The 14,990-nt window shown below is 72.3% G+C and carries 20 protein-coding genes and 1 tRNA gene; 10 read left to right on the forward strand and 11 right to left on the reverse strand.

What is annotated here, in order from left to right; translation table 11 throughout:
- Positions 1–754 (reverse strand): FecCD family ABC transporter permease (locus DZF91_RS36030; RefSeq protein ID WP_117361504.1); only part of this gene is annotated, 754 nt, incomplete at its 3' end.
- Between the two features lie 108 nt (positions 755–862).
- Here DZF91_RS36030 and DZF91_RS36035 point away from each other — a divergent pair.
- Both DZF91_RS36035 and DZF91_RS36040 read left to right on the forward strand, forming a co-directional pair.
- Positions 863–1,891 carry an ABC transporter substrate-binding protein gene (locus DZF91_RS36035; RefSeq protein WP_117361505.1) on the forward strand — a complete coding sequence of 343 codons (1,029 nt, stop codon included), beginning with the start codon at positions 863–865 and terminating at the stop codon, positions 1,889–1,891.
- A 5-nt stretch (positions 1,892–1,896) separates the two neighbouring features.
- Positions 1,897–2,700 carry a siderophore-interacting protein gene (locus tag DZF91_RS36040; RefSeq protein WP_117361518.1) on the forward strand — a complete coding sequence of 268 codons (804 nt, stop codon included), beginning with the start codon at positions 1,897–1,899 and terminating at the stop codon, positions 2,698–2,700.
- Between the two features lie 43 nt (positions 2,701–2,743).
- On the opposite strand, the gene DZF91_RS36045 is transcribed toward DZF91_RS36040, so the two are convergent.
- On the reverse strand, positions 2,744–3,652 hold the full coding sequence (locus DZF91_RS36045) for a hypothetical protein (RefSeq protein ID WP_117361506.1): 909 nt from the start codon (positions 3,650–3,652) through the stop codon (positions 2,744–2,746).
- A 91-nt stretch (positions 3,653–3,743) separates the two neighbouring features.
- Between DZF91_RS36045 and DZF91_RS36050 the strand changes: the two genes are divergently transcribed.
- The gene (locus DZF91_RS36050) at positions 3,744–4,298 is read left to right on the forward strand and encodes a GNAT family N-acetyltransferase (RefSeq protein ID WP_117361507.1); all 555 of its coding nucleotides are present in this window, start codon (positions 3,744–3,746) and stop codon (positions 4,296–4,298) included.
- Here the strand turns inward: DZF91_RS36050 and DZF91_RS36055 are convergent.
- The 4 genes from DZF91_RS36055 to DZF91_RS36070 form a co-directional block, all read right to left on the reverse strand.
- Positions 4,293–4,739, reverse strand: coding sequence for a hypothetical protein (locus tag DZF91_RS36055; protein WP_117361508.1), 447 nt, complete (start codon positions 4,737–4,739; stop codon positions 4,293–4,295). The genes DZF91_RS36050 and DZF91_RS36055 overlap by 6 nt on opposite strands.
- Before the next feature lie 156 nt (positions 4,740–4,895).
- Positions 4,896–5,165 carry a DUF397 domain-containing protein gene (locus DZF91_RS42815; RefSeq protein WP_328589266.1) on the reverse strand — a complete coding sequence of 90 codons (270 nt, stop codon included), beginning with the start codon at positions 5,163–5,165 and terminating at the stop codon, positions 4,896–4,898.
- 164 nt (positions 5,166–5,329) lie between these two features.
- Positions 5,330–5,599, reverse strand: coding sequence for a DUF397 domain-containing protein (locus DZF91_RS36065; protein WP_117361510.1), 270 nt, complete (start codon positions 5,597–5,599; stop codon positions 5,330–5,332).
- Complete coding sequence (locus tag DZF91_RS36070) at positions 5,596–6,447, reverse strand: helix-turn-helix domain-containing protein (RefSeq protein WP_328589267.1); 852 nt, start codon at positions 6,445–6,447, stop codon at positions 5,596–5,598. Before DZF91_RS36070 ends, DZF91_RS36065 begins: the two co-directional genes overlap by 4 nt.
- Positions 6,448–6,568: 121 nt before the next feature.
- On the opposite strand from DZF91_RS36070, the gene DZF91_RS36075 reads away from it, so the two are divergent.
- The 4 genes from DZF91_RS36075 to DZF91_RS36090 all read left to right on the forward strand — a co-directional run bounded on the left by DZF91_RS36075 (position 6,569) and on the right by DZF91_RS36090 (position 10,387).
- Positions 6,569–6,808, forward strand: a complete 240-nt coding sequence (locus tag DZF91_RS36075; RefSeq protein WP_147341546.1) for a hypothetical protein — start codon at positions 6,569–6,571, stop codon at positions 6,806–6,808.
- Between the two features lie 56 nt (positions 6,809–6,864).
- Positions 6,865–7,410, forward strand: a complete 546-nt coding sequence (locus DZF91_RS36080) for a hypothetical protein (RefSeq protein WP_117361512.1) — start codon at positions 6,865–6,867, stop codon at positions 7,408–7,410.
- 123 nt (positions 7,411–7,533) lie between these two features.
- A complete protein-coding gene (locus DZF91_RS36085; RefSeq protein WP_147341547.1) occupies positions 7,534–8,652 on the forward strand; it encodes a lactonase family protein in 1,119 nt (372 codons plus the stop codon).
- A gap of 106 nt (positions 8,653–8,758) precedes the next feature.
- Positions 8,759–10,387: a long-chain fatty acid--CoA ligase gene (locus DZF91_RS36090; protein ID WP_235834814.1), complete on the forward strand. Its 1,629-nt coding sequence runs from the start codon at positions 8,759–8,761 to the stop codon at positions 10,385–10,387.
- Here DZF91_RS36090 and DZF91_RS36095 read toward each other — a convergent pair.
- Both DZF91_RS36095 and DZF91_RS41460 read right to left on the reverse strand, forming a co-directional pair.
- A complete protein-coding gene (locus DZF91_RS36095; RefSeq protein WP_199487127.1) occupies positions 10,384–10,959 on the reverse strand; it encodes a TetR/AcrR family transcriptional regulator in 576 nt (191 codons plus the stop codon). The genes DZF91_RS36090 and DZF91_RS36095 overlap by 4 nt on opposite strands.
- A gap of 2 nt (positions 10,960–10,961) precedes the next feature.
- Complete coding sequence (locus DZF91_RS41460) at positions 10,962–11,534, reverse strand: TetR/AcrR family transcriptional regulator (RefSeq protein ID WP_199487125.1); 573 nt, start codon at positions 11,532–11,534, stop codon at positions 10,962–10,964.
- Between the two features lie 119 nt (positions 11,535–11,653).
- Here DZF91_RS41460 and DZF91_RS42500 point away from each other — a divergent pair, with 119 nt between their 5' ends.
- From DZF91_RS42500 to DZF91_RS36110, 3 genes are read left to right on the forward strand one after another with little or no spacing between them, the layout of a single operon-like run.
- A complete protein-coding gene (locus tag DZF91_RS42500) occupies positions 11,654–11,809 on the forward strand; it encodes a hypothetical protein (protein ID WP_235834815.1) in 156 nt (51 codons plus the stop codon).
- Positions 11,806–12,852, forward strand: coding sequence for an MFS transporter (locus DZF91_RS36105; RefSeq protein WP_235834816.1), 1,047 nt, complete (start codon positions 11,806–11,808; stop codon positions 12,850–12,852). Before DZF91_RS42500 ends, DZF91_RS36105 begins: the two co-directional genes overlap by 4 nt.
- A gap of 35 nt (positions 12,853–12,887) precedes the next feature.
- The gene (locus tag DZF91_RS36110; RefSeq protein ID WP_117361515.1) at positions 12,888–13,262 is read left to right on the forward strand and encodes a DUF2267 domain-containing protein; all 375 of its coding nucleotides are present in this window, start codon (positions 12,888–12,890) and stop codon (positions 13,260–13,262) included.
- A 7-nt stretch (positions 13,263–13,269) separates the two neighbouring features.
- On the opposite strand, the gene DZF91_RS36115 is transcribed toward DZF91_RS36110, so the two are convergent.
- From DZF91_RS36115 to DZF91_RS36125, 3 genes are all read right to left on the reverse strand, one after another.
- Positions 13,270–14,052 carry a DUF2510 domain-containing protein gene (locus DZF91_RS36115; protein WP_117361516.1) on the reverse strand — a complete coding sequence of 261 codons (783 nt, stop codon included), beginning with the start codon at positions 14,050–14,052 and terminating at the stop codon, positions 13,270–13,272.
- A 172-nt stretch (positions 14,053–14,224) separates the two neighbouring features.
- A tRNA-Asn gene (locus DZF91_RS36120) sits at positions 14,225–14,300 on the reverse strand.
- A 141-nt stretch (positions 14,301–14,441) separates the two neighbouring features.
- Positions 14,442–14,990: Rossmann-fold NAD(P)-binding domain-containing protein (locus tag DZF91_RS36125; RefSeq protein ID WP_328589268.1), on the reverse strand; the 549-nt coding region annotated here is incomplete at its 5' end.

Here is a 14,990-nt window from a genome sequence, read left to right on the forward strand (position 1 = left end):
CCACCTTCTGCACCGAGATCGCGACCGGGATCGCCAGGCCGATGACGATGGCCTCGCACGCGAGGACGAGGGCGGGCCGCGCGCCGAGCGCCCGCGCCGTGTCGTCGCCCAGCGCGAGCGCGTTGAGCGGGCGGGCCAGCGCCGTCGCGAGCACCGCCCCGGCCAGCACGAACGGCGCCGCCATCTGCACGGTCGAGGTCTGCGCGGCGGCGAGGCTGCCGACCGTCCAGAAGCGCATCCGGTCGAGCGAGGCGGTGTCGAGCAGCTGGACGGCGCTGACGTAGGAGTACAGCGCGGCGTTGAGCGCCGCTCCGGCGAGCGCGAGCCGCGCGGGGGTCGCGCCGCGTCCGCCGCCGATCCCGTACAGCAGGACGGCGACGATCCCCGCCCCGGCGAAGGCGAACCAGACGTATCCGGCGAACGACGTGACGCCGAGGAACGAGATGGCGGTGACCACGGCCGCCGACGCGCCGACGTTGACGCCGAGCAGTCCGGGGTCGGCGAGCGGGTTGCGGGTGAGCGACTGCATGAGCGCCCCCGCGAGGCCGAGCGCGGCCCCGGCGACGAGCCCGAGCAGCGTGCGCGGCAGCCGCATCCCGTGGACGACCGTGTACGCGTCGGTCCCGGGCCGGGTGAGGCCGTCCCACACCTGCGACGGGCCGAGCGGGCGCGCGCCGACCGCGAGGCTCAGCGCGACGACGGCCGCGAGCAGCACGACGGCCAGGGCGGACCGCCGAACGAAGGACAGGGTCACGGGCGACTCCCGGGGGCCTGGACAAAAACTTAGGTTAGGTTAACCTAAGTTCCGCCTATCGGGCCGATAGGCGTCCCCGCACACCCCTGACCTCGGAGAACGCACGCCATGACGAACCTCGCCTCCTCCCGCCTGTCCCGCCGCGGCCTGCTCGGCGCGGGCGGCGCGCTCGCTGTCGGAGCCGTCCTCGCCGCGTGCGGCGGCGGGGACGGCGGCACCGCGAAAGCGTCCGACGACGGCGGGGCGTGGTCCTTCACCGACGACCGGGGGCAGAAAGCCGAGGCCAAGTCGCGTCCCCGCCGCGTCGTCGCCTACGTCGGGGCCGCCGCCGCGCTCTGGGACTACGGCGTGACCGACCGCATCGTCGGCGTGTACGGCCCGGCCAAGCGCAAGGACGGCAGCCGCGACCCGCAGGTCGGCGACGTGGACGTCAGCAAGGTCGAGATCATCGGCAACGCCTACGGCGAGTTCGACATCGAGAAGTACGCGGCCCTGCGTCCCGAACTGCTCGTGGACCACATGTTCGTCAAGCCCGACCTGTTCTACGTCCCCGCCGAGAGCAAGGACAAGATCTTCAAGCTCGCGCCGAGCGTCGGCGTCCAGGCGGGCGACACCACGCTCACCACCCCGATCGAGCACTACGCTCGGCTCGCCGCCGCGCTCGGCGCGGATCTGAAGTCCGCCGCGAACACGGCCGCGAAGGAGCGGTTCGACAAGGCCGTCGCCGCCCTGCGCGCGGCCGTCGCGGCGAACAGGGGCGTGAAGGTGCTCGCCGCGTCCGCCAGCCCGAACCTCTTCTACGCCTCGTCCCCCGCCAAGAACGCCGACCTGCGCTTCTTCCAGGAGCAGGGCGTCGGCGTCATCGTCCCGCGCAAGCTCGACCAGGCGGGCTACTTCGAATCGCTGAGCTGGGAGAACGCCGGCAAGTACGGTGCCGACGTGATCCTGCTGGACGCCCGCACGCAGGCCCTCCAGCCGAAGGACCTCGGGTCCAAGCCGGCCTGGGGCGAGCTGCCCGCCGTGAAGGCGAACCAGGTGTTCGCCTGGGAGCCCGAGCCGCGCTTCTCCTACGCGGGCTGCGCGCCCATCATCGAGAGGCTCGCCGCGACCATCCGGAACGCGCGGAAGGTGGCGTGACCCCGATGTACCGGTTCTTCGACCTCGCTGTGCTGCGCGCGGCCCGCCTCGGCCCTACCATGCTGCGGATCACCTTCACCGCCCCCGACGTGGACGAGTTCGTCTCCGGCGGACGCGACCAGCGCTTCAAGCTGTTCTTCCCGCACCCGCACCAGGACCGCCCGGTCATGCCGGACGTCCCGGACGCCGACTGGTTCGCCGCCTGGCGCGCCCTCGACCCGGCCGAGCGCGCCGTCATGCGGACCTTCACCGTCCGCGCGCAGCGCCCCGGCGAGGTGGACGTGGACTTCGCGCTGCACGGCGACCTCGGCCCCGCCTCCCGCTGGGCGTCCCGCGCCCGGCCGGGCGACCGCCTGCTCGCGCTCGGCCCGACCGCCCCCGACAACGGCGGCGTCGAGTTCGCCCCGCCGCCGTCCGCGCGGACGATCCTCATCGCCGGGGACGAGTCCGCCCTCCCCGCGGTCGGCGGGAACCTGGAGGCGCTGCCGCCGGGCACGTCCGCGCACGTCTACGTGCAGATCGCGCACGACGGCGACCGCCAGGACGACCTTCCCGGCGAGGTCACCTGGCTCGTCCGGCACCGCGACGAACCGCTCGCGGAGGCCGTCCGGAACGCTCCCCAGGTGGACTACGCGTGGATCGCGGGCGAGGCCGCCACCGTCCGCGCCATCCGCCGCCACCTCGTCCGTGTCCGCGGGATGCCCCGCGAGGCCGTCGAGTTCATGGGCTACTGGCGGCAGGGCTCCACCGAGGAGAACCTGCTCGCCGAAACCCTCGCCGGCGGGAACCCGCACACCGCCGAGGACTGACGCCCGCCTCCGCTCGTCCTCGCGCCGCTCACGCCTCGCCGTCTCACGCCTCGTCGTCGTGCGGCTCGGGCCAGGCTTGCGCGACCGCCACCAGCGCCGCGAGGACGAGCGTCATCCACAGCACCAGCCCGCCCGCGGCCCCGAGGAACAGCGTCCAGTTCTTCTGCACGCCGTCACCCTGCATGAACCGGCCGTAGAGCTCGGGCGACGGGTAGCCGGTGCGGACGCGCAGGAACGTCCGAGGCCGGTGGTCCCAGAGCAGCAGGCCCAGCGGCACCGCCAGCAGCACCGAACCCGCGAGCCGCGACCCCCGGCTCCCGCTCCGGCGCGCGACGAGCAGGAAGGCCAGCCCGACCGCGAAGACGCCCAACGCGATCCAGCCGTAGTGCCACGTCCGCCAGGCCGCCGCGAACCCCCTGGCAGGCTCGAACTCCGCCTCCGCGACCGCGTCGGCCGCCAGGGCGAGCCCCGCGAGAACCGGCAGGTAGACCGGAAGGACCAGGCGCCCTCGGGACGTCCCGCCGTGCAGGAAGGCCGCGAGCAGGCCGAGCCCTTCGGCGAGCGTGGTCAGCGTGATGCTCCACCTGTCCACGGCGCGCGGCGGAACCAGGGGCATGTACCCGAACCAGCGGTCGCGGCGGACATCCCCGGCGACCACGAAGACGAGCACCTGCGTCAACGCGGGCGTCGCGCACAGGGCAGCCGCGATCCGCAGCCGCGCCCACGACGCGGCCATCGCCACCGTGAGCACACCGGAGACGACCAGCGGAGCGGCGGCCTTGTCGAACGAGGGCGCGTTCCACAGGTCCCGGTCCTCCGACCCGTCCCGCAGCAGGACGAACCACACCGCCAGAAGAGCAGCCGCCAGCGCGAGGCTCGCACCGGCCGAAGCCAGCAGATGCCTCAGAGTCCGTCCCTCCGTGACGGACAGGGAGATGTCACCGCCGGTCATACGACGATGCTCGCCCAACATCCGGCGAACGCCCATGGCCGAGGCCGGGACCGGCCGGACGGGTCCGCCATGCCCCTGCCATGATCACGGAATGACCTCCCCAGCGATTCCCGCGCCCTCCATCACCGGCCTGGGACTCCGACTGCGCCCCTGGTACGAGGGCGACCTGCGCACCATGGTCGAGCTGTTCGACCACCCCGAGTTCGCCACCTGGACACCGCTCGCGTCGCCATTCGACCTCGACGCCGCGCGCGCCTACCTCGACAAGAGCCGGACGAACCGCGAGAGCGGCCGGGTCCTGCAGTTCGCCGTCACCACCGACGGGCGGACGCCGCTGGGCGAGGTGCTGTACGTCCCGCGGCCGGACGAGACGCCGCGCGCGGTGGAAATCGCCTACGGCATCGGGCCGCGGCACCGGGGCCGGGGGCTCGCCAACCGCGCCGTCCGCCTCATGGTCGAGCACGCCCGCCAGACGGACCCGTCCGCGCGGGTCGTCCTGCGGATCGCGGAGGACAACCTCGCCAGCCAGGGGGTCGCCCGGTCCGCCGGGTTCGTCCTCACCGACGAGGACCTCGTCACCCGCGAGTGCCCCGGCCGCTCCCCCGCCCTGCTGCGCACCTGGTCCCACCAGCCGGGCGCGTCATGACGGCTCACCCGACATGAGCCGGATGACCGCGCTGTCGGAACCGATCCGCTCCACATGGATGGTCAGCAGCGTCCCGCCGTCGCCGAAGGTGATCGTGCTGTTGGGACTGGCCTTCCCCGCACCCGAGCCGCCACCCTCGTACGTCCAGCGGACCGACAGGCCGTCGGGCTCGACGGCCGTGATGACCAGCGGCCCGGCGTGGAAGTGCGGGGCCAGCTCGATCTGGTCGCCCGCCCGGACCCGGACCTCGCAGCGCCCCTCCCGGCAGGCCGCGAGGTTCGTCCCGTCCTTCGGCGGGGGCGGCGGGTCGGACACCCGGGACATCAGGGGGAGCGACGCGGACGAGTCCGCCCGTCCGCCGTCGCCGCCGCTGCCGCACCCCGCGAGCAGGACGGCCAGGGCCAGCCCGACGACTCCCGCACCAAGAGCTCGTTCCCTCATGGCCGCATTCCTTCGTCCGGACCCCGCGGTACTCCCTCCCCCTCCACCCCGGCCCGACACGTACCGCAACCGTACGGAAACCCTCACGCCCCGAACACACGCGAGCCCTCACCGCACGCGAGCACGGCGAGGGCTCTCCAGTCCCGAGCACAAAGGTCAGCCCAGATCGAACGCCCCAGCCTTCACCCGCCGAGCGAACACCCCGAACACAGGCCCAGCGAACACCAGCTTCGGCCCGTCGGGGTCCTTGGAATCACGAACCGCGACATCATGCGGACAACCAGCCAGCTCCACACACTGCCCACCCGTGTCGCCACTGCGACTGCTCTTGCGCCACGTCCCCCTGAGCTCTACGCACTCCCCGCCGGTGTCGCCGCTGTGACTGCTCTTGCGCCAGTTCATCGACGCCAGATCGGTTGACTTCACCGGGCCTCCCAGACTTCTCGGAAGAGCGACGCTCGGACTTTTCAGCATCTAGGACGGCCGAGGACGACAACACCCCCGTGACCGCATCAAGACAGCGCTCCAGCACAGCGAGCCCTCGCCGCGCGTAGAGCACGGCGAGGGCTCGCAGGTCAGAAGACGAGATGTCAGACCAGGTCCAGCGCTCCGGCCTTCACCCGCCGAGCGAACGCCCCGAACACCGAGGCATCAAAGACCAGCCTCGGCCCGTCGGGGTCCTTGGAATCACGAACCGCGACATCATGCGGACACCCAGCCAACTCCACACACTGCCCACCCGTGTCAGTGCTGCGACTGCTCTTGCGCCACACTCCCCCGAGCTCTACGCAATCCCCTCCGGTATCGCCGGAGTGACTGCTCTTGCGCCAGCGGACGTTGGACGGATCTGGCTTGCTCATAGGCCCTCCAAGATCTCATAGAGGAGCTTGAGGGAGTCCTCCGCGGACAGAGCCACTCCTCTGATCAAGTCGAAACGTACCCCAAACTGACGAACAGCATCATGGTGCCGATGAAGCTGCCCACCGACGTGGCCCTCTTCATAAGCGACATCGACTCCATCGGGAAGGCCCAAGACGGTGAAGGCTCCCAGGGTGCCCTCATACGCTCCGACCGAACTCGGCACGATCTGCAAGGTCACGTTCGGCTTCTGGGCCATATCGATCAGATGTTGCACCTGCCCGCGCATGACATTGCGGTCTCCCACCGGCCGCCGGATCGCACCCTCGTCGTAGACGACGACCACATGACACGCGTCCTCGCCATCCAAGATCTCCTGCCGTGCCAAACGTGTGGCGACCAGCTCCTTCGCCTCCTCTGGCGACCAGCGGCGCTTGAGCATCTCGAAGGCGTACTCCGGCGTCTGGAACAGTCCGGTCACATGCATGGCTTCGAACTTGTGGATCAGGATGGCCTTGTCTTCGAAGATCAGGTACTCAGAGAAGCCTGGGGGGAGCAGCTCCAACTGAGTGATCTCCTGGATCCACTCCCAATCGCGATGGAACGACCCATTTGTCTTGAAGAAGGCGTCACAGTCCTTCGCGAAGTCCTCGGAAGGCGCGTCTCCGCCTTCGATCTGCCCGATCCGCTGAGGTGAGTAGCCGAGCTTCGCCGCGAGTCCGGCCCTGGTCAGGCCCAAGTCGTCGCGATACGCGCGCAACTCCCTACCGAAATGTCCGGCCGGGGTCGTAGGGATTCCGGGGTCACGGGGGCGACGGGGCATTCCGACCTCCAGAGGATGGAAAACCATCGGCTTTCGATGGGGGCTGCGGGCTTTCCTTCGCTGAACCTCACGCTCTTCCCGACCATAACTCGGTCACGGGATGCTGGGGAGCGATTACAGAGAGAAACCCCATCGTGAGGCGTTATCCATGTCGATACCATCCATAAATCCCGATCACATCGCGCTCGTCGCCCTTCGGGTGGATTTCCCCGGGCACCGCATCTGGCGCGCGCACCGTTCCGACGGACGGCCCGGCGACTGGGTGGCCACGCTGCACGATCCGTCCCAGGGCGTCGATCCGACGGTCATCGCCTCGGACGCCGACCGCCTCCGCGAACTGCTCGTCATCGAGCGCGGGCGCGCGATCGACTCCCGGGACGGCCTGTGAGCGACCGGGCCCGGGGACGCTGGCGGCGGCTCCGGAAACAGCCTCGGTCCCGGCTCGTGACCCGCACACAGACCGGCGTCGAGGTGCGGAAAGCGCAGTTGAACGACGCGGCGCCGCGCAGCCAGGCGCGGCTGCCGAGCGGGCTCGTGCGGCTGGACGAGGAGCTGCGGCGGCTCGGATGGGCCACTTCTCCGCGCTTCGGCGACTCCCTCCCCTCACTCCTCGTCTACTGCGCGCAGACGCCGCACTTCGGCGAGACCGTGACCGTCCGGCCCGGCACCCGCCCCGGACAGTGGTGGTACGTCGCGAGCGGCGGCGAACGGCTCGCCGACTACCCGGACGCGGCGCTCGCCGCCGCCAGGCTCACCTCGACGCTGCTCCCCTGGGTGCGCGCGGCGCTCGGGCATCCGCCGTCCCCGTCCCAGCCGCTCACGATCTTCGAGCTGCGCCGCCGCCTCCCGGACGTCCCCTGCTGGTGGGGCCACCGCACCCGCGAGTGGTGGGCCATGGTCGGCGAGGGCGACGACTTCCGCCTCGTCCACGCGGCCACCGTGGACGACCTCGCCCGAGCCATCGCCACCGCCCAGCAGCGGCACCGCTGAACCGCGACGCGGCCGGAGCCCGCCCTTCCTCCGGCCGCGCCGCCGCCCCCCGCGCTCCGGATTCGCGGCCGGATCATGCCATCGGTGTGTACACCAGACCCCGCGCACCTTGATCCTTCTCCCATGCCGGGAGAACGAGCATGGAGATGGGTCGCCGCGGGCGTCGGGGTCGTGGTCATCGCCGCGGCGGGCGTCTCGCTCGGCATCGAGTTCCGGCGGGGGGCCGACCGGCCGCGGGCCGCCGTGTCCGCCTCGCGGCAACCCACCGTGTCCGGTTCGCCGCAGCCCACCGCGCCCGGTTCACCGCATGCCGGCGCGCCGCTCCCCGGGCGGCGGCCCGCGCCCGGTCCCGTGGTCGTCCAGGGACGGCAGGTCGGGCAGATCGTCTCGGACCCGCCCGGGCCTCTCACCCTGACGTCCTTCTCGCTGCCCGCCGAGAGGGACCTGTCGAACGTGACGGCCTACGTGCTGGACGCCTCGACCGGGACGTTCGCCGCGACGCCCTACGTCGAGGCCGCCGTCTCCCCCGACGGGCGGACGGTCGCGGGCGTGCCGCGCCCGGACGAGACGTCCCGCCGCGTGGCCGTGCGCGACCGGCGCACCGGGGCCGAACGCCGCGTCTCGCTCCCGGCGTCCACGGGCCACCTGAGATGGTCCCCGCGCGGGCGGCGGATCCTGGTCTCGCTCTACTCGGGCGCCATCAACGAAGGGCTGCGGGGGTTCGCGGTCATCGACGCGGACACCCTGCGGGTCCGCGTCACCTGGGTCGGAGGCGCGGGTCGGCCGGAGCGGGTCCAGCCCGAGGCCCAGTTCGCCTGGGACGCGACCGGTCGGTACGCCGTGGCGCCCGGCGCGGGCTCCCGGCTGCTCCGCTTCCCGGCGTCGGGCGGCAGGCCCGAGCCGGACGTGCGGCTGACCGAGTTCCACGACACCCGGGAGCTCCTGTACTCCCCGTCCGGACGGATGCTGGCGTGCGACTACCTGCACGGCATGGGGAACGCGATCGTCCTCTGGGACACATCGGGACGCACGACGCGCGAGCTCAGACGGCTGCGCGACCTGACGCTTCTGGGCTGGTACGACGAGACGCACCTCCTCGCCGTGCGGATCATCTACCCCGACCGCATGGAGACCGTGCTGGTCGACCTCGACGGCAAGGTCCGCCAGCTCCTCGTGAAGGACGGCGCCCCCTGGCCGGGGCCGGGGAGCATGGGTCGGTACAGCGCCGTCCCCCGTTCCTAGGCGGGGCCCGTCCCGGCGTGGAAGGAGCGGACCGTATTGCATACCGACCGGTCGGTATGGTGATATCGGGCACACGCACCGGCCGGTCGGCTCCGGGAGGATGGTCGTGATCCCCAGCACCATGCAGGACTTCCCGCTCACCATCACCGCCCTCATGCGGCACGGACGGCTCATCTACGCGGACAGCCAATGCGTGACGTGGACGGGCGGCGCGACGCCCCCGAGGCGGGCCGGGTTCGCGGAGGTCGCCGAGAACGCCGAACGGCTCGCGGCGGCCCTGACCAGGCTGGGCGTCCGGCCCGGCGACCGCGTCGCGACGTTCGCGTGGAACAACCAGGAGCACTTCGAGGCGTACCTCGCGGTGCCGTCCATGGGCGCGGTGCTGCACACGCTGAACATCCGGCTGTTCCCCGAACAGCTCGCGCACATCGTGAACCACGCCGAGGACTCCGTGGTCATCGTGGACGACTCGCTCGTCCCGCTGCTCGCGCGGATCGCCGACCGGATGCCGACCGTCCGGCACGTCATCGTGGTCGGGGACGGCGACGCGTCGGCGCTCGGCCGGCCCGTCCTGCGGTACCGGGAGCTCCTCTCCGCCGAGGAGCCCGGCTTCGCCTGGCCCGAGCTGGACGAGCGGTCGGCGGCGGCGATGTGCTACACGTCCGGGACGACCGGCGACCCGAAGGGCGTCGTCTACTCGCACCGCTCGACGTTCCTGCACGCGCTCGCGGCGAACTCGTCGTCGCTGGTCGGGCCGCGCGAGGACGACCGGGTGCTCGCGATCGTCCCGATGTTCCACGTGAACGCGTGGGGCCTGCCGTACGCGTCGCTGCTGTCCGGCGCGACCCTGCACATGCCGGACCGGTTCCTCCAGCCCGAGCACCTGACCGCCTTCATCGCGTCCGAGCGGACGACGGTCGCCTCGGCCGTCCCGACGATCTGGCACGCGATCCTGGAGCACGGCGAGCGGCACGAGATCGACCTGTCGTCGCTGCGGCTGGCGAACTCGGGCGGGGCCGCCGCGCCGCGCGTCCTGCTGGAGCGCGCGCAGGAGCGGTACGGCCTGCGGATCGTCCAGGGGTGGGGCATGACCGAGACGAGCCCGCTCGGCGGCATGGCGTTCCCGCCACCCGGGGTCGAGCCCGGCACGCCCGAGGACACCGACTGGCGGATGAAGTCGGGCCGCGTCGCGCCCGGCGTCCAGATGCGGATCGTCGACGCGCTGGGCCGCGAGCTGCCGTGGGACGGCGAGTCGGTCGGCGAGATCGAGGTCCGCGGCCCGTGGATCACCGGGTCCTACCACCGCGTGGACGCGCCGGAGAAGTTCCACGACGGATGGCTGCGCACCGGCGACGTCGGCACGATCGACCGGCGCGGCTACTTCCAGATCACCGACCGCGTGAAGGACGTCATCAAGTCCGGGGGCGAGTGGATCTCGTCGGTCGAGCTGGAGGACCACCTCATGGCGCACCCGGCCGTGGCCGAGGCCGCCGTGATCGGCGTCCCCGACCCGCGCTGGGACGAGCGTCCGCTGGCCTGCGTCGTCCTGCGCGAGGACGCCTCGGCGACCGCGGCCGAACTGGCGGACTTCCTCCGCGGCCGGATCGCGAAGTGGCAGGTCCCGGAGTACTGGACGTTCCTGGACGAGGTCCCGAAGACGACGGTCGGCAAGTTCGACAAGAAGCCGCTGCGGGCGCGGCACGCCGCGGCCGAACTCCGGATCGTGCGGCTCTAGGCGGAGGCGCGGCCGGCGAGGAGGCCGTCGAGGAAGAGGCCGACGTAGTGCTCGCTGATCTCCTCGGCCTTCAGCCGCCCGCCCGGCCGGTACCACGCGCCGATCTGGTGGACGGTCCCGAAGAAGAAGTTCACCACGATGTCGGCGGGCGTCCCGGCCCGGAACGTCCCGTCGGCCTGGCCCTCCTCGACCAGCGCACGGAACCGCTCGTGGTACCGCCGGCGCTCCGCCCGGACGGCCGCCCGCCGCTCCGGTGACAGCAGGTGCGTGGAGCGGAAGAAGACCGTCAGGTCCTCCAGGTTGGCGAACGAGGTGTTCAGCACGTCCACGGCCGCCGCGCGGACCCGCTCCTCGACCGTCCCGGGGCCGTCCGCGATCTCCTCCAGCCGCCGGGTCTGCATGTCGATCAGCCGGTGGTAGATCTCGTAGAGCAGCTCGTCCTTGGAACCGTAGTAGTGGTACATCGCGCCCTTGGTGACGCCCGCCGCGGCCACGATCTCCTGGACCGACGTCGCCTCGTAGCCCTTCTCGGCGAACAGCCGCGTCGCGACGGCGATCAGCCGCTCTTGCAGCGTCACGCGGCCCCGCCTTCCCGGAAGAGGGGAAGCAGCACGTCGTCCACGACCGCCTGGATCTGCGCGTCGGTGCTTCGCGGTCCGCCCGCGAAGCAGTGGTAGAAGAGCAGCGCGGGGCCGGCCGACACGGCGCTCGCCCCCGCCGTGCCGCCGTGCGCGCGGACGAGGTCGGCGATGCGTTCCTCGCAGGGCCGCGTCACGGACTCGTGGAACAACGAGCGCAGCTCGCCGGTGCCGTCCGCTGCCTCGGCGGCGACGGTCTGGAAGGCCGTCCCGCGCGAGTCGTTGAGCGCGCGGTCGAAATGCCGGAGCAGGACGAGCAGGCCGTCGCGCAGCGGAGTGCCGTCGGGGATCTCGGGCGGCTCGGACAGCAGGTCGCGCAGCGCGTCGCGGACCAGCTCCTCCTTGTTGCGCCAGCGCCGGTAGAGCGCCGCCTTGCCGGTGCCGGCCGCCGCGGCGACCTTGTTGGTGCTCAGCTTCGCGTAGCCGACCGTGCCGAGCTGCTCCACGACCGCGTCGAGGATCGCCCGGCGCAGTTCCTCGCCCCGTCGCCGGGACGCCGTGACCGTCACACGTCCCCCTTCTCGAACCCGGGTCATCGTAGCGCGGGAAAATAGTGAACCATATGGTTCCCTAAAAGCCTCGCCCTCCCCTACAGTGAACCACCTGGTTCCCTATTGTGGAGGTCCGCGTGTCACGCGCCACGCTCACACTCGCCGTGATCGTCTCCTGCGAGCTGATGCTCATGCTGGACGGCACGATCACCAACGGCGCGATCACCAACGTCGCGCTTTTCCCCAGATCCGGGACGGCCTCGACCTGTCCCCCGGCGGCCTCGCCTGGGTGAGCAACGCCTTCCTGCTCGCCTACGGCGGCCTCCTGCTGCTCGGCGGACGCGCCGGGGACGTCCTCGGCCGCCGCCGCGTCTTCGCCTGGGGCACGGCGCTGTTCACCGCCGCGCTGTCCCGGCGCTGGATGCTGCTGGTGAACGTCCCGATCGGCGTACTGGTGGTCGCCCTCACCCCGCGCGTGCTCGCCGAGTCGCCGCGGGAGGGCGGACGCTTCGACCTGGCGGGCGCGCTGACCTCGGCGCTCGGCCTCGCCCTCCTCGCCCTCGGCCTGGCCAGGGTGGGGAACCCGCCGCTCGCCCTCGGCGCGGGCGCGCTGCTGCTCGTCGCGTTCGTGCTGGTGGAGCGGCGGGCCGCCCGGCCCGTCACGCCGCTGCGCCTGTTCGCCGACCGGGCCCGCGCGTCCGCGCTGCCGGCCCTGCTGCTCATCCCGATGACGACGATGAGCGCCCAGTTCCTGATCGTCCAGTACCTCCAGGAGGCCCTGGGATGGGGCGCGCTGCTCGCGGGCCTGGCCTTCCTTCCGATGGCGCTGGGCATGCTCGTCACCGCCCGGTACGCGCCGCGCCTCATGGGCACTCTGTCGGCCCGGTCGGTCGCCCTGCTCGGCACGGTGGCGCTGACCGGCGGCCTGGCCTGGCTGTGCTTCCTCCCGCAGACCGGCGGCTACGCCCTCGGCGTCGCCGGGCCGCTCCTCCTGATCGGCGCGGGACTGGGGTTCGTCGTCGTCCCGTTCAACATGACGATCATGTCGACGGTCGCGCCCGCCGACTCGGGCGCGGCGGCGGGCCTGCTGCAGACGGCGATGCTGACCGGCGCGTCCCTGGGCATCGCGGTGCTCTCCGGGGTCTACGCCTCGTCGGTGGACGGACGCCCCTCGCCCCCGTCCACCATCGCCCACGGGATGAGCGGCGCCTTCACGGTCGCGACGGGCATCGCCGCCGTCGCGCTCGTGATCGTCGCCGCAGCCTTCCGGACGCCCCGTCCCCCGGTTCCGGACGCGCCGCGCGAAGCCGCGTTTAGCGAGACCACGTCGCGGTAGGGGGACCAGGAGGCCCCTGGGAAAGGAGGGAAGAGATGAGAAGCGACGAATTCCTCGCCGAGGTCAGGCGGCGCGGCGGCTACAACGACCAGCGCGAGGCCGCCGACGTCGCGCGGACGGTCCTGTCCGTCCTGTCGGAGCGGATTCCTCCCCGCACGGCCTCCGGCCTGGCCGCGCAGCTCCCCGACGAGGTGGGCGGCGCGCTGGACACCGACCCCGACCGGCACGCCGGCGGCTTCGGCCTGGCCGAGTTCTACGCCCGCCTCGGCACGCCCGAACCCGAACGGGACGCGGCGGCCGTCCTCGGCACGGTGAGCGAGTCGGTGTCCGGCGGCGAGGTCAACCACCTGCTGGGCCAGCTGCCGTCCGGCTACGCCGTCCCGTTCGGCAAGCCCGACCTGGCCGGCTGACCGGGCGTCAGCCCCGCTGCCGGGCGACGTTCATGTTCACGAGCGGGGTGATCAGCCCGGCGTTCGGCGTCGAGTGGACGGCGACGGGCAGGGGCTTCTCCCGCCCGTGGACGAAGAGCCAGACCCGCCCGGCGTGGTCCTTCGCGCTCTGGACCTGCGTCCACGCGAAGGAGTCGCGGCCGACCACGACCCCGCCGGGGTGCACCTGCGCCCGCCGGCTGAAGTCGATCGACTGCCCGCGCCGGAGCCGGGCGTCCATCCGCGCGAGGATGTCCGGCTCGACCCGCTCGCGGAGCAGCCGCAGCAGCGCCGTCCACGCCTCCGGGTCCTCTTTGTCCTTGTACCGGCGGTAGAACTCGGCGCGCACGTCGCCGCGGCTGCGGGACGGGTCCGTGCCCGCCTTGAAGTGGTACTCGAAGTTGCCGCGCGTCGGGTCGTTCAGCCCCGAACTCCCCTGGACCTTCCGCACCACCCAGTGGGAGACCCACCGGATGTCCGCGATGGGGATCGTCCGGCCGTTCACGCCGAGCGTGTGCTGATCGGCCCAGACGTGGAACTTCCGATACTCCAGGTTGAAAACGGGACCCGCCACGACGGGCTGGGAGGGCACCGGCTGGGCCGGCACGGCAGGCGCGGGCGCGGGCGCGGCCGGTGCGGGCGGGGCCATCGCGACGGGCGGCGCGGGGGGCGGGGGCGGCGCGGGTCTGGCGTGCTCGGTCCAGACGTTCCCGTCCCACCAGCGGAGCCCTCCCCCGCCGTACGGATCCGCGTACCAGCCCGGCTGACTCATGCCGCCCTCCCACACATATCGGGCAACAGGCTACCGACGCCGCCAGCAAGATCGTTTCCGCGCGCCCGGACGCCCGGCAACACGCCTCGACGCCCCTCACGGCCCCCGACACGCGTCAGGGCCGCCACCGAGATCGGTGGCGGCCCTGACCTTGGCCTTCAGAAGGCCGGTATGGCTCCCGCGATTGGACTCGAACCAATAACCTGCCGGTTAACAGCCGGCTGCTCTGCCAATTGAGCTACGCGGGATTGTCCCTGGTCTCCGGGGGTTTCGCCCCCTGGCGACAGGAATAGATTAGCGCATCCGGAGACTGCTTCGCGCATCGAAATCGGCGGGGGCGGCGAGGCGGACGGGCGGGAGAACGGCGGCTTGCGGCCGGACGCGGCCGGTCAGAGGCCGGTCTGGCGGCGGAGGTCCTCGAGGACCTGCTCGGCCTGGGCGCGCAGCCCGGGGTCCTTCGGGTCGAGGCCGGGGTCGAAGACGAAGGTCCAGCGGACCTCGCCGCCGCCGGGCGCCCTGCGGCCCGCGATGCGGACGCCGCCGCCGTTCGGGAGTTCGGCGTGGTGGGAGACGGCGACGGTCGAGGTGACCCGCTCGCGGACGGTCTCCGGGACCGAGCCGGGCTCGGTCAGCCGGACGTGGTGCTCCGGGCCGCCCATGGTCTCGTGGACGTGCAGCCAGCCGTCCTTCCAGGACGCCTGGTCGACCTGCTCCCAGGGGACGCGGGTCAGGCCGTCCACCGTCGGGACGTAGAGGGCGCGGGCCGTCGCGACGACGTGGGAGCCGCCGCGGGTGGGGGCGGCGGCCAGGACGCGGTCGCCGCGCGGGAGGTCCAGGGCGGCGCGGACGTCGGCGGGGAGGGCTCGGTTCGACCGGAGCAGGCGCATGATCTCAGCGTAGTCGGCACGGCGGCCCCGGGCCGCCGGTCGCGCCGCGCC

This window comes from Actinomadura logoneensis, assembly GCF_003428695.1.
GTDB classification, from domain to species: domain Bacteria; phylum Actinomycetota; class Actinomycetes; order Streptosporangiales; family Streptosporangiaceae; genus Spirillospora; species Spirillospora logoneensis.

Coding starts and splice junctions, on each gene's coding strand:
- DZF91_RS36035 (WP_117361505.1), top strand. CDS start 863: ATGACGAACCTCGCCTCCTCCCGCCTGTCCCGCCGCGGCCTGCTCGGC.
- DZF91_RS36040 (WP_117361518.1), top strand. CDS start 1,897: ATGTACCGGTTCTTCGACCTCGCTGTGCTGCGCGCGGCCCGCCTCGGC.
- DZF91_RS36045 (WP_117361506.1), bottom strand. CDS start 3,652: ATGACCGGCGGTGACATCTCCCTGTCCGTCACGGAGGGACGGACTCTG.
- DZF91_RS36050 (WP_117361507.1), top strand. CDS start 3,744: ATGACCTCCCCAGCGATTCCCGCGCCCTCCATCACCGGCCTGGGACTC.
- DZF91_RS36055 (WP_117361508.1), bottom strand. CDS start 4,739: ATGAGGGAACGAGCTCTTGGTGCGGGAGTCGTCGGGCTGGCCCTGGCC.
- DZF91_RS36065 (WP_117361510.1), bottom strand. CDS start 5,599: ATGAGCAAGCCAGATCCGTCCAACGTCCGCTGGCGCAAGAGCAGTCAC.
- DZF91_RS36070 (WP_328589267.1), bottom strand. CDS start 6,447: ATGGTTTTCCATCCTCTGGAGGTCGGAATGCCCCGTCGCCCCCGTGAC.
- DZF91_RS36075 (WP_147341546.1), top strand. CDS start 6,569: ATGTCGATACCATCCATAAATCCCGATCACATCGCGCTCGTCGCCCTT.
- DZF91_RS36085 (WP_147341547.1), top strand. CDS start 7,534: ATGCCGGGAGAACGAGCATGGAGATGGGTCGCCGCGGGCGTCGGGGTC.
- DZF91_RS36110 (WP_117361515.1), top strand. CDS start 12,888: ATGAGAAGCGACGAATTCCTCGCCGAGGTCAGGCGGCGCGGCGGCTAC.
- DZF91_RS36115 (WP_117361516.1), bottom strand. CDS start 14,052: ATGAGTCAGCCGGGCTGGTACGCGGATCCGTACGGCGGGGGAGGGCTC.